This window comes from Saccharothrix stipae (genome assembly GCF_054781895.1).
The window spans coordinates 760,574-774,668 of the sequence record NZ_BAAGTN010000007.1 but is presented as its reverse complement, the minus strand read 5'-3'; the positions used below and the strand labels follow the sequence as shown (position 1 = coordinate 774,668).

Here is a 14,095-nt window from a genome sequence, read left to right as displayed (position 1 = left end):
CGAGAACAAAGCAGCACCTATTCCTGTTAGCGCTAACAGGAATAGGTGCTGCCTCCGGGCAGGCGCCCCGGCCGACGAAGATCGGAGCGAACGATGCACCTACGAGCACGTGCCTGCGCGGTGCTGTCACTGGTCACCATCACCGCACTGGTCGTACCCGCCACACCGGCTCTCGCGGACGTGCTGCCGACCGGTGCGCGGTCGCTGGAGTCGGTCAACCTCCCCGGCCGCTACATCCGCCACGCCGACTACCTCGGCCGGGTGGACCCCATCACGTCCGACAGCTCGGCCCAGGCCAAGAAGGACGCCACCTTCACCGTGATCTCGGGGCTGGCCTCGCCGTCCTGCTACTCCTTCCAGGCGGTCAACGGCCAGTTCCTGCGGCACCGGGACTGGCGGGTGCGGCTGGAGCCGAACACCGGCGCGGAGCAGTTCCGCCTGGACGCGACGTTCTGCGCGGTCACCGGGTCGGTGGCCGGTTCGGTGTCGCTGGTGCCGGTCAACTACCCGGACCGGCGGGTGCGGCACCGCGACAACCAGCTGTGGCTGGACACCAACCAGGACACCGCCCAGTTCCGCGCGGACAGCTCGTTCCGCCTCACCGCGCCGTGGGTGCCGAAGACCACCAAGGGCCCCGTCATCCCCGGCTTGTACGCGGACCCGCACATCACCAACTTCAACGGCCGCTACTACCTCTACCCGACCACCGACGGGTACGCGAGCTGGGCTTCGCCTTACTACAAGGCGTTCTCCTCCACCGACCTGGTGAACTGGACCGACCACGGCGTGGTCCTGGACCACGGGCCGGGCGTGTCGTGGGCGGACAACTCGGCCTGGGCGCCCGCGGTGGCCGCGAAGAACGGCCGGTACTACATGTACTTCAGCGGCGGCGCGGCGTCCGGTGACACCAGCAAGCACCTCGGCGTCGCGGTCTCCGACTCGCCGACGGGCCCGTTCCGCGACGCCCTGGGCAGGCCCCTCATCCGGGCGGGCGCGTACCCGGGGCAGGCCATCGACCCGATGGTGTTCACCGACGACGACGGGCGGTCGTACCTGTACTGGGGCAACGGCGCGGCGCACGTCGTGCCGCTCAACGCCGACATGGTCTCGTTCGACCCGGCGGCGGTGCGCACGATCACCCCGAGCGGCTACCGGGAGGCGTCGTTCGTGCTCAAGCGCAACGGCACCTACTACTTCATGTGGTCGGAGAACGACACCCGCGACGAGAACTACCAGGTCGCCTACGCCACCGGCCCGTCGCCGCTCGGGCCGTGGACCAAGCGCGGCGTCGTGCTCCAGAAGCGCCTCGACCTCGGCATCAAGGGCACCGGGCACCACTCCGTGGTGAAGGCGCCGGGCACCGACACCTGGCACGTGGCCTACCACCGGTTCGCCGTGCCCGCGGGCGACGGCATGAACCGCGAGGTGACCGTGGACCGCATGACGTTCAACCCCGACGGCACCATCGCCCCGATCGTGCCGACCCTGTGATCAAAGGAGATCGCCCGTGTCACGAGCTCTGACGAGGGTTGGCGCGCTCTTCGCCGCCGTGGCCCTGTTGTTCACCTCCTGGTCGGTGACGACCGACCGACGCGCCGAGGCGCTGGAGCCGTTCACCGGCTACCTGATGGCGCACTTCACCGGCGAGCACGCGACCGGCGAGCAGATCTACCTCGCGCACAGCCGCGACGGCCTGCGCTGGACCGACCTGAACAACGGCGCGCCCGTGCTGCTGTCGACCGTGGGCACCCGCGGGGTGCGCGACCCCGCGCTGGTCCGCTCACCCGCGGGCGACCGGTACTGGATCATCGCCACCGACCTGCGCATCGCGAACGGCACCTCGTGGAGCGACGCGGCGAACAACGGCAGCAAGTCGCTGGTCGTGTGGGAGTCCACCGATCTGGTGAACTGGTCCGCGCCGCGCCTGCTGAACGTCGCGGGCGGCATCCCCGGCTCGGGCAACGCGTGGGCGCCGGAGGCCATTTACGACCCGGCAACGGGCGACTACGTCGTCTACTGGGCCACCAACGCCACCCTCAACGGCGTCAAGAAGCACCGCATCTACTACGTGCGCACCACCGACTTCCGCACGATCACCTCGCCGGTGCTCTACATCGACCGGGGCGCGGGCCAGGGCATCATCGACACGCAGATCATCGAGTCGCCGACCAGCGTCGGTGGCTACCGCTACTACCGCGCGTCGGCGGACGGCCACATCACCGTCGAGGGCAGCAACTCCGTCCTCGGCTCGTGGACCACCATCGGCAACCTCTCGCACATGGGCATCTCCAACGGCACCGGCGGCGGCAACGTGGTCGAGGGTCCGATGTGGATGCAGTTCAACGGGCGCAACGAGTGGGCGCTGTGGCTGGACCAGTACGCCACCGGTCGCGGCTACATGCCGATCACGTCGACCAACCTGGGCAGCACGCGCAACTTCACCACCCGCACCGACTACGCGCTGGGCGGCACCCGCAAGCGGCACGGCTCGATCCTCAACCTCACCGCCGCCGAGGAGAGCCGGGTGCTGGCCAAGTGGGGCGTCACGGGGCCGGTCAACCGCATCCAGTCCTACAACTTCCAGGACCGGTACGTGCGCCACAACAACCTCGACGTGCGCATCGACGCGAACGTCAGCCCGGTGCAGGACTCGCAGTTCCGGGTGGTGCCAGGCCTGGCGGGAACGGGGACGGTGTCGTTCCAGTCGGTCAACTACCCGGGCTACTACCTGCGGCACTACGCCTACGACTTCGTGCTCGCGGCCGACGACGGCACGTCGACCTTCAAGGCCGACGCCACGTTCCGGCAGGTGGCGGGGTTGGCGTCGTCGTCCTGGTCGTCGTTCCAGTCCTACAACTTCCCCGACCGGTACATCCGGCACTACGCCTACCAGCTGCGGCTCGACCCGATCACCGATGCCGCGGGCCGCGCCGACGCGACGTTCCGGCTGACCGGCTGACCGGCCGGCTCGGCCGCGGCAGGCGACGGCGAGGGTCTATTGTGGACCTATGCTCCAGCTGAGCGGTCTGACGTGGACGGTCACCATCGGGCTGATCGTGGTACTGCTGGCAGTCGACCTGGTGCTCGCCGCCGCGCGGCCGCACCGGGTCGGCTTCCGGGAGGCGAGCCTCTGGTCGGTCTTCTACGTGCTGGTCGCCGTCGGGTTCGGCATCTGGTTCTGGTCCGCGCACGGCAGCGAGTTCGGGACGGAGTACTTCGCGGGCTACATCGTCGAGAAGAGCCTCTCGGTCGACAACCTGTTCGTGTTCGTCCTGATCATGACCACCTTCGCGGTGCCCGAGGAGCACCAGCACAAGGTGCTGACCTTCGGCATCGTGCTCGCGCTGCTCATGCGGGCGGTGTTCATCGCGGTCGGCGCCACCCTGCTGGCGCTGTTCTCGTTCATGTTCCTGTTGTTCGGCCTGCTGCTGATCTACACGGCGGTGCAGCTGTTCCGGCACCGCAACGAGGACCCGGACATCGAGAACAACGTGGTGGTGCGGACCGCGCGGCGGATCCTGCCGCTGACCGACGAGTACGTCGGCGGCCGGATCCTCACCAAGGTCGACGGCAAGCGGGTGGCCACGCCGCTGTTCGTGGTGCTGGTGGCCATCGGCGGCGTGGACCTGCTGTTCGCGCTGGACTCCATCCCCGCGGTGTTCGGCGTGACCGAGGAGCCCTACATCGTCTTCACCGCCAACGCGTTCGCCCTGCTCGGCCTGCGGGCGTTGTTCTTCCTGGTCAAGGGCCTGCTCGACCGGCTGGTCTACCTCTCGACCGGGCTCGCGCTGATCCTGGCGTTCATCGGCGTGAAGCTCATCCTGCACTGGGCCCACGTCTCCGTCGACGAGCGGGTGCCCGAGGTGCCGACGCCGGTCAGCCTCGGTGTGATCGTGGTCGTGCTGCTGGTGGTGACCGTGGCGAGCCTGGTCAAGACCGGCCGCGACCCGTCGGCCAAGGCGCACGCGGGCTCGCTGCGGGCGCACCCGGACCCCGACCGCGAGTCGAAGGGCTGACGTCCGCCGGCCAGGCGGCCCGCGTCCGGTCGGCCGCCGGCCGTCCCGCCGGGCCGCCACGTCCCGTCAGCCGTCCGGGTGCCGGCCGAGCACGTCGGCGGCGTGCACCGCCTCCAGTGACAGCGTCTTGTACCCGACCTCCTCGAACAGCACGGTGAGCCGGTCGGCCTCGCTCTGCACCACCGTTCCCGAGCCCCACTCGGTGTGGTGGACCCGTGACTGCGCCGGGTACTCCGGGTTGGCGGACACACCGGTGCCCGCCTCGCCCCGCGCGCACGTGTCGCAGTTGCCGCACGTCCGCTCCAGCACCTCGCCGAAGTACCCCAGCAGGTGCTGCCGCCGGCACGCCCTCGTCTCCGCGTAGGCCCGCAACACCTCGATCCGCGAGCGGTCCAGCCGTTGCAGGCGCTCGGCCTCCTCGACCGCCAGGTCGGCCGCCCGCTCCGGCTCGACCACCAGCCGGAACCTGGCCTTGGCCACCTCCACCGCGCCGACCCGTTCGAGCAGGTTCACCCCGGAGGTGACCTTGCGGCGGGACTGCCCGATCTCGCGGGCCAGCTCGGTGACCCGCAGCCCGGGGTGCTCGCGCACGAACGCCGCCAGCTCCACCAGGGCGTCCCGGTCGACGTGCCGGGATTGTAGGAACCGCTGGAGCCCGAGGTCCTGCTGCCGGTAGAACAGCACCGCCCGCGCGGGCTCGCCGTCCCGGCCCGCTCGGCCGATCTCCTGGTAATAGGCGTCCAGGGAGCCGGGCGCGGACGCGTGCGCGACGAACCGCACGTCCGGCTTGTCGATGCCCATGCCGAACGCCGAGGTCGCCACCACCACGTCGACCTGGCCGCGCATGAACGCGTCCTGCACGCGTTCCCGTTCGGCGGCCGTCATCCCGGCGTGGAACGGCTCGGCGTGCACCTGCCGCGCGACCAACTCCTCCGCGTAACGCCGGGAGTCCTTGCGGGTGGCCACGTACACCAGGCCGGGCTTCGGCGCGTCCCTCACCCAGTCGAGGATCGCGCGCCGCTTGTCGTCGTCCTCGACGAACATGCGCACGTCCAGCGACAGGTTGGGCCGGTCGAACCCCATGGCCACCACCGTCGGGTCACGCAGCCCCAGGTGGGTGATCACGTCCTCGCGGACGGTCGTGCCCGCCGTGGCGGTGAGCGCGAGCACGGGCGGGCGGCCGACCCGTTCCACCGCCGAACTCAGCCGCAGGTAGTCCGGCCGGAAGTCGTGACCCCACGCGGACACGCAGTGCGCCTCGTCCACCACGAACAACGCGGGCTTGCCCAACCGGTCCAGCACGTCCGGCTTGGCCAGCTGCTCGGGTGAGACGAACAGGTACCGCACCTCGCCGCGCCCGACGGCCTCCCAGGCGGCGTCGTTGTCCACATCGGACTGCGCCGAGTTGACCAGGGCGGCGGGCGGTGCCCCGTTCCCGCGCAGCGCCGCGACCTGGTCGCGCTGCAACGCGATCAACGGCGACACCACCACGACCAGGCCGTCCAGCAGCACGCCGGGCACCTGGTAGACCGCCGACTTGCCCGCGCCGGTGGGCAGCACCACGAACACGTCCCGCCCCGCCAGCACCTGCTCCATGGCGTCGATCTGCTCGTCCCGCAGCTCCGCCCACCCGAACACGTCCTTGGCCGCCTGGCGCAACCGCCTCCGCACGCCGCTCACCGCCCCACCCGCTCCCGCGCGAGGAGCCCACCGACCACGACCAGCACCGCGCCCAGGGCGAGGAAGCCGAGGTCGTAGGCGAGCTCGTGCGGGCCGCTGCGCACGTGGTGGATGCCCAGCACCAGGTGGTCCACCACGCCTTCGACGAGGTTGAACACACCCCAGCCCGCCAGCACGCCGCCCCACAGCGCCCGGCGCGGCACCGTGCCCACCCTGTTGAGCATGGCGACGCCGGTCAGCACGAGCAGCAGGCACAGCAGGTGGAACAGCCCGTCACCCCGCATGTTGAGGTGCAGGTCCTCGGGGTACCAACCGGACAGCATGTGGTGCCAGCCCAGGAGCTGGTGGGCGACGATGCCGTCCACGAACCCACCGATCCCCAGGCCGAGCACCAGCGCCGCTCTCGCGCCTCTCGTCATGGCCCGGGAGTTGCCCGCCCCGGAGGGATCAAACTCAGGAGCGATCAAACTCAGGGGGATCGAACCCGGTTCGCACGGAGTCGACCAGCGCGGTGACCGCCGGGTGCCACTCCCGGCCCGGTGGGCCGCTCACCACCAGCCGGCGCACCACCCTGGGCCGCAACGGGACCAGCACGAGGCCCGGCGCCGGCATCGACGCCACCAGGCCGGGCACGATCGAGATGCCGATCCCGGCCCGCACCATCGCCAGCAACGTGCCCAGTTCGCGCACCCGGTGCAGCGGGTCGAACGGCAGGCCCGCGTGCACCTGCCGCACGTGCCGCTCGCACCCGCCGCACGAGAGCAGGAACGGGTCGTCGGCCAGGTCCGCCACGTGCACCTCCCCCACCCCGGCCAACGGGTGGTCGGTGCGCAGCAGGGCGTGGAACGCGTCCTCACCCACCAGCACCCCGCAATCGGGCTGCGGGTCGACCACCACGGCCATCTCCACCGTGCCGTTGGCCAGCCACTCGGCGACCTCGTCGTCCTCGCCCTCGAACACCCGCACCCGCACGTGGGGGAACTCCCGCTCCCACCGCGCCATCAGGCTCGGGAGCAACCCCTGGCACACGGTCGGCGGCGCTCCAAGCTTGACCGTGCCCCGCGCCGCGCCACCCCGGCGGGCGGCCAGGTCCGTGATCGCCACCGACGCGGCCACCGCGGCCCGGGCGTGCGCCACGACCTCCTCGCCGAACGCGGTGGGTCGCGGCTTGCCGCGACGGACCAGCACCGGGTGCCCGAGGGTGCGTTCGAGCGCGGCGACGGCGTGCGACACGGCGGACTGCGTGATGCCCAGCGCGTCGGCGGCCGTGCCGAACCCACCCTCGTCCACGACCGCGAGGAACGCGCGGAGCTGCGCGAGGTTCAAGGCCATGAGCGCCTCTCATGCCGGGTTGCAAGCCACTTGTTGGACTCATCATCGCAGGCGAGGCGATCCTCACCCGGTGCCGACGTCCGGGAAGTTCGTGCTGTTGTCCGCGATCTGGGGCAGCAGCTTCGCGTTGATCAAGGTGGCGGTGGACGCGGGCGTGCCCCCGGTGTGGGTGGCCCTGTCCCGCTGCCTGTTCGGTGCGCTCACGCTGTGGGTGATCTGCTGGGCGCAGGGCGCGGCCGTGCCGCTCGACCGGCGCACCTGGGGTCACGCCGCGGTGGTGGCGGCGCTGCTCAACGCGGTGCCGTTCACACTGCTCGCGCACGGCGAGACGCGGATCAGCTCGGTGCTGGCGGGCGTCTTCAACGCGACCACGCCGTTGGCCACGCTGGTGTTCGTGCTGCTGATCGTGCCGGCCGAGCGGATGACCCGGACCCGCGTCGCCGGGCTGCTGGTCGGCTTCACGGGCGTGCTGGTGGTCCTGGGCGCGTGGCGCGGGTTGGCGGGCGACCTGCTGGCGGGCAGCCTCGCGTGCCTGGCCGCGACCGCCTGCTACGGCGCGGGTTTCGCCTACACCCGCCGGTTCTTCTCCGGCGGCGACCACCGGGCGAGCGCGTTGTCGGCCGTGCAGGTCACCTGCGCGACGCTGCAACTGGCGCTGGTCGCGCCCGCGCTGGGCGGGGCGCCGTCGTGGCCGGGGGCGGTCGCCGCGGTGGCACTCCTGGTGCTGGGCGCGGCGGGCACCGGGCTGGCGTACGTGCTGAACCTGGACCTGATCCGCGCGGCCGGGCCCGCGGTGGCGTCGACCGTCACCTACGTCACACCGCTGTGGTCGACGGCGGTCGGCGCGGTGCTGCTCGGCGAGCCCGTGGGGTGGCACACGCCGGTCGGCGGCGTGATCGTGATCGGTGGTGTGCTGCTCACCCGGTCACGACCGAATGTGAAGATTCCTCTATGAACGCGCTCTTCGTCTTCGTCCACGGCTCCAACGCCAACTCGTTCCACTTCTCGCCCCTGCTGCGCGAACTGACCCTGCTCGGCGGGCGGGCGCTCGCCGTCGACCTGCCCGGGCACGGCTTCGACGCCACGTTCTCCGCGTCCTACCAGGCACCTCAGGCCCTGGCCGACCTGGCCACCGCGCCGTCCGGGCTCAAGGGCGCGAGCCACGCCGACAACGTCGCGCACGTGATCGACGTCGTGCGGCGGGCGGGAGAGCACGGGCCGGTGGTCCTGGTCGGGCACAGCCGGGGCGGGATGACCGTGACCGGGGTGGCGAACGCGGTGCCCGAGCTGCTGCACCGGGTGGTGTACGTGTCGGCGTGGTGTTGCGTCGACCTGGCCGCGGGCGGGTACATGGCGGAGCCGGAGTACGCGTCGAGCACGCTCAACGAGCTCGGCGCGGGCCTGCTCGCGGGCAACCCGGCCGAGCTGGGCGCGCTGCGGATGAACTGGCGCACCGCCGCCCCGGCCGTGCTGGCCACGCTCAAGACCGCGATGCTCGCCGACGGCACGGACGCGGAGTTCCTGGCCGCCCTGAACACCCTGGAGCCCGACGAGAGCCTGGACGCGGGCGAAGACCGGGTGGACCCGGACGCCTGGGCCCGCCTGCCGCACACCTACGTCCGGCTGACCGGCGACCGGTCCATCCCGATCGAGCTGCAGGACCGGTTCATCCGCGAGGCCGACGCGCTGCTGCCGGACAACCCGTTCGACGTGCGCACCCTCGACACCAGCCACATGGGTTTCCTGGTCCGCCCGCGGCAGATCGCCGCGCTGCTGACCGACCTCGGGTAGGCGTCCCGGTCCGACCCGAGAATCCCGGTTTGTCAGATTCTTGCGTGACGCTGCTCACTTCTTGCATTCTGGTGCCGTCCCTCCAACGAAGGAGCGTGCGGTGCCCCTGTCACGCAGGACATTCCTCGGGTCGGCCGTGGCCGCCTCCGCGATGGCCACCACGTCGTCCCCGGCGCACGCGGCCAGTCCGCCGGGCGACGTGGTCGGCAAGATCACCGTCGGCTACCAGGGCTGGTTCGCGGCCCGGGGCGACAACTCGCCGCTCAACGGCTGGTGGCACTGGAGCGACGACTGGGGCCGTCCGCCGTCGCCGGCCAACCACGCGCTCATGTCGTGGCCGGACACGACCGACTACGCGCACAAGTACGAGACGGCGTTCGGCGCCCTGGGCGACGGCCGACCGGCGACCGTCTTCTCCAACCACGACTACCAGACCGTGGACGTGCACTTCCGGTGGATGCGCGAGTACGGCTGCGACACCGCCGCCCTCCAGCGGTTCAACCCGACCGGCGGCGAGGGTCCGATCCGCGACGCCGTGACCGCCCACGTCCGGCGGGCCGCCGAGGCGCACGGCGTGAAGTTCTACCTCATGTACGACGTCACGAACTGGACGAACTTCCAGTCGGAGATCAAGGCCGACTGGACGGACAAGATGCGCTCGTACACCTCGTCACCCATGTACGCGCGCCAGAACGGCAAGCCGGTCGTGTGCATCTGGGGCTTCGGCTTCAACGACCCCGGCCGGCCGTTCACCCCGCAGCAGTGCCAGGACGTCGTCGACTGGTTCAAGGGCCAGGGCGTGTACCTGATCGGCGGTGTGCCCACGCACTGGCGGCGCGAGGTCGAGGACTCGCGGCCGGGGTTCGGCGGCGTCTACCGCAGCTTCCACATGATCTCGCCGTGGATGGTGGGCCGGATCGGCACCGTGGCTGACGCCGACCACTTCTACACCCACGTCAACTCGCCCGACCAGGCCGAGTGCGCCCGGCTCGGCATCGACTACCAGCCGTGCGTGCTGCCGGGCGACCTGTCGCGGCGGCACCGGGCGCACGGCGACTTCATGTGGCGGCAGTTCTACAACGTGGTCCGCCTGGGCGCGCAGGGCATCTACATCTCGATGTTCGACGAGTACAACGAGGCCAACCAGATCGCCAAGACGCCCGAGACGCAGGCGGGCATCCCGGTCGGCTCCGGTTTCCTGGCCCTGGACGAGGACGGCACGCGCTGCTCGTCGGACTACTACCTGCGACTCACCGGCGACGGCGGCCGGATGCTCAAGGGCCTGCTCGCGTTGACGCCGGTGCGCCCGACCAAACCGATGCCGACCGACACCCCGCCCGTCGAACGCGACCTGGCGGCGGGCAGGCCGACCACGCAGAGCAGCCAGACCCAGCACTACGGCGGCCACTTCGCCGTCGACCCGGATCCGCACAGCTACTGGGAAAGCGCGAACAACGCGTTCCCGCAGTGGATCGGGGTCGACCTGGGCACGGTGGCCGCGCCGCGCCGGATGGTGCTGAGCCTGCCGCCGAACCCGGCGTGGGGCCGCCGCACCCAGACCATCGCGGTGGAGGCGGGTGTGGACGGTTCGGCGTTCAGCGCGGTGGTCGGCGCGACCGGGTACGTGTTCGACCCGGCGACCGGCAACGCGGTCACCATCACCCTGCCCGCCGGGCTGAGCGCGCGGCACGTGCGGCTGCGGTTCAGCGGCAACACGGGCTGGCCGGCCGGGCAGCTCGCCCGGTGGCAGGTCATCGGCTGAGCGGACGGGCCGCACAGACCGGGCCGAGCAGGCCGGCTGGGAGCGCTCCCACGGTACGCTGCCGCGCATGACGAGCGTTCTGGTCACGGGGTCGGCGGACGGTATCGGTCGGGAGACGGCGGCGACGCTGGTGTCGCTCGGGCACCGGGTGGTGCTGCACGCGCGCAACGCCGCACGGGCCGGGGAGGCACTGGCCGCCGTGCCCGGCGCGGCCGGCGTGGTGGTCGGCGACCTCGCGTCGCTGGCGCGGACCAGGGAGTTGGCGGCGGCCGCCGGGGCCTTCGACGTGGTGATCCACAACGCGGGGCTCGGCGGTGGCCTGCCGGAGCGCACCGTCACCGAGGACGGTCTGGAGCTGCTGTTCCAGGTCAACGTGCTGGCGCCGTACCTGCTCACGGCCCTGATGCCCCGCCCGCGCCGGCTGGTCTACCTGACCTCGGGGCTGGAGTCGCAGGGCGTGGCGGACCTCGACGACCTCCAGCACGAGCGCGGCCCGTGGCACGGCATGCAGGCGTACTCCGACTCCAAGCTGCTGGACGTGGTGCTGGCGTTCGCGGTGGCCCGCCGGTGGCCGGACGTGTCGAGCAACGCGGTCGACCCGGGCTGGATCAAGACCAGGATGGGCGGTCCGAACGCCACCGACGAGCTGCCCAAGGGCGCGGACACCCAGGTGTGGCTGGCCACGAGCGACGAACCCGCCGCCACCGCCACCGGCCGCTACCTCAAGTGGCGCGAACAACTGCGCGCCAACCCGGTCGCCTACGACGTGGACGTGCAGGACCGCCTGCTTGACGCCTGTGCGGAGATCACCGGCGTCAAGCTGACGTGACCAAGGCCCCGCGTCGGCGGCCGCTCAGCGGGCCGGGGCCTGCTCGGAGACCCGGCCTGGCCGGGTCTCCGCCCACGCGCTCAGCACAGCGGTCTCCTTGTCCGGTGCGATGCCGAGCCTCCGGGCGCGCTCGTGCTCGACGAGCCGACCTCCCCGCATCCACGCCCGGGTGTCGCGCACCGTGTCGACCAACGGCCGCGTGCGAAGGCCCGCTTCGCGAGCCCTCGCGGCATCCACGGCCCAGGTGCCGGCATGAGTGCGCCACAACGGTATTTCGGTCCACTGGCGCAGCCCTTGAGCCACCAGGAAGTCGTCCGCTACCCATTCCAGCTCCGTCCCGCCGGGGGCGGCGGCGGCACAGGCACCGAGGAAGTCGCCGAAGGTCTCGTCACCGGGAGCCGTCACGTTGAACGCGCCCGCCACCCGCGCCCCGAGCAGGGCGAAGACGGCCACGTCGCGGACGTCGACGGGCTGGATCGGGCGAGCGGGGTCACCGGGCGCGAGCACCCGTCCGCCGCGCCGGACCCGGTCGAGCCACCAGGGCAGCCGGCCGACGTACTCACGGGGTCCGAGGATGACCCCCGGCCGGAGGATCATCGTGCGCTCGGCCCCGAACACCCCGGCGACGGCGCGTTCGCACCCGGCCTTGGCGAAGCCGTAGCTCGACGGCCCCGGGTTCCCGCGGCGGCCGTAGCCCCGGTCCGCGTCCGAGGGGCAGTCCAGCACCGCGGACGACTCGGTCAACGGCTCGGTGGGCCAGCCAGCGTAGGCGGACACCGAGGAGACGAACACGTACCGGTGCACGACCCGGTCGAGTACACGAGCCAGTGCCAGCACTTCGCGTGGCACGTACCCGGAGGTGTCGATCACCACGTCCCAAGGCCCGTGGGACGCCAACCTGACGAGGTCGTCCGGATCGGTGCGGTCGCCGCGCACGGCACGGATCCCGTGCACGTCGTCGCCGGTCAGGCCACGCCGGAAGGTGGTCACCTCGTGTCCGGCGCCGAGCGCCGCGTCCACCACGGCACGACCGAGGAACCAAGATCCGCCAAGCACCAGGACCCGCATGGGCACCATCCTGGTGAACGCACCCCGGCCGCGTGGTGGTGGTCCGGCTCAGCGCGCCAGGGTCTGCTCGGAGACCTGCCACAACCGGGTCGCCGCCTCCGGGTCCAGCGCGTAGGCCGCGACACCGCTGACCCTGTTGCCGTCGTTCGCGACGGCCTCGGCGCAGTCCTCGAAGTACCGCCCGCCGACGCCCTCCAGCAGCGGTGACGTCGCCACCAGCACCGAGGTGGCCGCGCCCTGCTCGGGCGTCTTCAGCGTGAACCCGTCGACCTTCGCCCGGTTGATCAACTCCTGCATGGCGTCCGGGTCGACGTGGCGCTGGAGGTTGGTCATGATCCCGCCGGGCATGAGGGCGTTCGCGGTGATGCCGTCGGCCGCCCAGCGCTTGGTCGCCTCCACGGCGAACAGCACGTTCGCGGTCTTCGACTGCCCGTACGCCGCCCACGGGTCGTAGGGCCGGTCGGCGAAGTGGATGTCGTCGAAGACGACCGGCGACATCAGGTGCGCGGAGGAGCTCACGGAGACCACTCGCGCGCCCTCGACGGCCAGGAACCGGTGCAGCCCGGCGGTGAGCGCGAAGTGGCCCAGGTGGTTGGTGGCGAACTGGAGCTCCCAACCCTCCGGCGTGCGGGTCTCCGGCGTGGCCATCACGCCCGCGTTGTTGACCAGGATGTGCAGCGGACCGTCCCAACCGGCCACGAACGACGCCACGGAGGCCTGGTCGGCCAGGTCGAGCCGCGCGACCCGGACCGTGCCGCCGATCTCGTCGGCCACCCGCTGCCCGGCCGAGGTGTCGCGGACGGCCAGGGTGACCTCGGCGCCCGCCGACGCCAGCGCCCGGGCCGTCTCGACACCGATGCCCGACGCGCCACCCGTGACCACGGCGCGCCGGCCGGTCAGGTCGATGCCCGCCACGACCTCCGCGGCGGTGGAGTCGGCGTCGAACGGCGTGGTGATGTGCTCGGTCATGTCTCTCCCCTGTCGTACACTGAAGCGGAGGTTCCTCCGCTACGCCTCCACGGTAACCGGAGGTTCCTCCGTTTACCCGGAGACCTGCGTCACACCCGTTTGGAGGCACCGTGTCCCGCCCACTGCGCGCGGACGCCCAGCGCAACCGCGACCGCTTGATCGAGACGGCGCTGGACGCGTTCACCACCGCGGGCGCGGACGTGACGTTGGAGTCCATCGCCAAGCGCGCGGGCGTCGGCATCGGCACGCTCTACCGCCACTTCCCCACCCGTGAGGCGCTGGTGGAAGCGGTGTACCGGACCGAGCTGGCCAAGCTCTGCGACTCCGCGCCCGAACTGCTGCGCACGCTGCCGCCGTACGAGGCGACCAGGGCGTGGATGGACCGATTCACGGACTACATGGCCGCGAAACGGGGCCTGGCGGACGCGCTGAGCGCGGTGATCGCGTGCGGTGGCGACCCGTACGGGGAGAGCCTGGCGCGGCTCACGGAGACCACCGAGCTGCTGCTGAAGGCCATCGACCGCACGGATGTGGTCCCGCTGGACCTGCTGGCCACCCTCGGCGGGATCGCGATGGCGGCGGGTGAGGTCGGACCGAGGCCCGGCACGCTCGACCTGGTGATGGACGGCCTGCGCTACCGGCCCTGAC

At 71.6% G+C, this 14,095-nt stretch carries 13 protein-coding genes; 8 read left to right on the top strand and 5 right to left on the bottom strand.

The genetic code is table 11. From position 1 onward, the window contains the following. Positions 1–93 precede the first annotated feature (93 nt). From ACYVLT_RS16180 to ACYVLT_RS16170, 3 genes are read left to right on the top strand one after another with little or no spacing between them, the layout of a single operon-like run. Positions 94–1,491, top strand: a complete 1,398-nt coding sequence (locus ACYVLT_RS16180; RefSeq protein WP_461120998.1) for a family 43 glycosylhydrolase — start codon at positions 94–96, stop codon at positions 1,489–1,491. Positions 1,492–1,507: 16 nt separating this feature from the next. Continuing rightward, positions 1,508–2,959 carry a glycoside hydrolase family 43 protein gene (locus ACYVLT_RS16175; protein WP_461120997.1) on the top strand — a complete coding sequence of 484 codons (1,452 nt, stop codon included), beginning with the start codon at positions 1,508–1,510 and terminating at the stop codon, positions 2,957–2,959. Positions 2,960–3,008: 49 nt separating this feature from the next. Continuing rightward, positions 3,009–4,016, top strand: coding sequence for a TerC/Alx family metal homeostasis membrane protein (locus ACYVLT_RS16170; RefSeq protein ID WP_461120996.1), 1,008 nt, complete (start codon positions 3,009–3,011; stop codon positions 4,014–4,016). Positions 4,017–4,082: 66 nt separating this feature from the next. Here the strand turns inward: ACYVLT_RS16170 and ACYVLT_RS16165 are convergent, their stop codons facing one another. The 3 genes from ACYVLT_RS16165 to ACYVLT_RS16155 are packed head-to-tail and all read right to left on the bottom strand — an operon-like array spanning position 4,083 to position 7,028. Next, a complete protein-coding gene (locus ACYVLT_RS16165; protein WP_461120995.1) occupies positions 4,083–5,696 on the bottom strand; it encodes a RecQ family ATP-dependent DNA helicase in 1,614 nt (537 codons plus the stop codon). Beyond that, positions 5,693–6,115 (bottom strand): DUF2243 domain-containing protein, encoded by a 423-nt coding sequence (locus ACYVLT_RS16160; RefSeq protein WP_461120994.1) that lies wholly within the window; start codon positions 6,113–6,115, stop codon positions 5,693–5,695. Before ACYVLT_RS16160 ends, ACYVLT_RS16165 begins: the two co-directional genes overlap by 4 nt. A gap of 34 nt (positions 6,116–6,149) precedes the next feature. Then, a complete protein-coding gene (locus tag ACYVLT_RS16155; RefSeq protein ID WP_461120993.1) occupies positions 6,150–7,028 on the bottom strand; it encodes a LysR family transcriptional regulator in 879 nt (292 codons plus the stop codon). Positions 7,029–7,098: 70 nt separating this feature from the next. Between ACYVLT_RS16155 and ACYVLT_RS16150 the strand changes: the two genes are divergently transcribed. From ACYVLT_RS16150 to ACYVLT_RS16135, 4 genes are all read left to right on the top strand, one after another. After that, positions 7,099–7,983, top strand: coding sequence for a DMT family transporter (locus ACYVLT_RS16150; protein WP_461120992.1), 885 nt, complete (start codon positions 7,099–7,101; stop codon positions 7,981–7,983). Next, complete coding sequence (locus tag ACYVLT_RS16145; RefSeq protein WP_461120991.1) at positions 7,980–8,819, top strand: alpha/beta hydrolase; 840 nt, start codon at positions 7,980–7,982, stop codon at positions 8,817–8,819. The genes ACYVLT_RS16150 and ACYVLT_RS16145 overlap by 4 nt, the downstream gene beginning before the upstream one ends. A gap of 100 nt (positions 8,820–8,919) precedes the next feature. Further along, positions 8,920–10,581, top strand: a complete 1,662-nt coding sequence (locus ACYVLT_RS16140; RefSeq protein WP_461120990.1) for a discoidin domain-containing protein — start codon at positions 8,920–8,922, stop codon at positions 10,579–10,581. 67 nt (positions 10,582–10,648) lie between these two features. Continuing rightward, positions 10,649–11,410 (top strand): SDR family NAD(P)-dependent oxidoreductase, encoded by a 762-nt coding sequence (locus tag ACYVLT_RS16135; RefSeq protein ID WP_461120989.1) that lies wholly within the window; start codon positions 10,649–10,651, stop codon positions 11,408–11,410. Positions 11,411–11,434: 24 nt separating this feature from the next. Here the strand turns inward: ACYVLT_RS16135 and ACYVLT_RS16130 are convergent, their stop codons facing one another. Both ACYVLT_RS16130 and ACYVLT_RS16125 read right to left on the bottom strand, forming a co-directional pair. Then, positions 11,435–12,478: an NAD-dependent epimerase/dehydratase family protein gene (locus ACYVLT_RS16130; protein WP_461120988.1), complete on the bottom strand. Its 1,044-nt coding sequence runs from the start codon at positions 12,476–12,478 to the stop codon at positions 11,435–11,437. 48 nt (positions 12,479–12,526) lie between these two features. Then, complete coding sequence (locus ACYVLT_RS16125) at positions 12,527–13,447, bottom strand: SDR family NAD(P)-dependent oxidoreductase (protein WP_461120987.1); 921 nt, start codon at positions 13,445–13,447, stop codon at positions 12,527–12,529. A 110-nt stretch (positions 13,448–13,557) separates the two neighbouring features. Here ACYVLT_RS16125 and ACYVLT_RS16120 point away from each other — a divergent pair, with 110 nt between their 5' ends. Next, positions 13,558–14,094 (top strand): TetR/AcrR family transcriptional regulator, encoded by a 537-nt coding sequence (locus tag ACYVLT_RS16120; protein ID WP_461120986.1) that lies wholly within the window; start codon positions 13,558–13,560, stop codon positions 14,092–14,094. The last annotated feature ends 1 nt before the right edge of the window (position 14,095 follow it).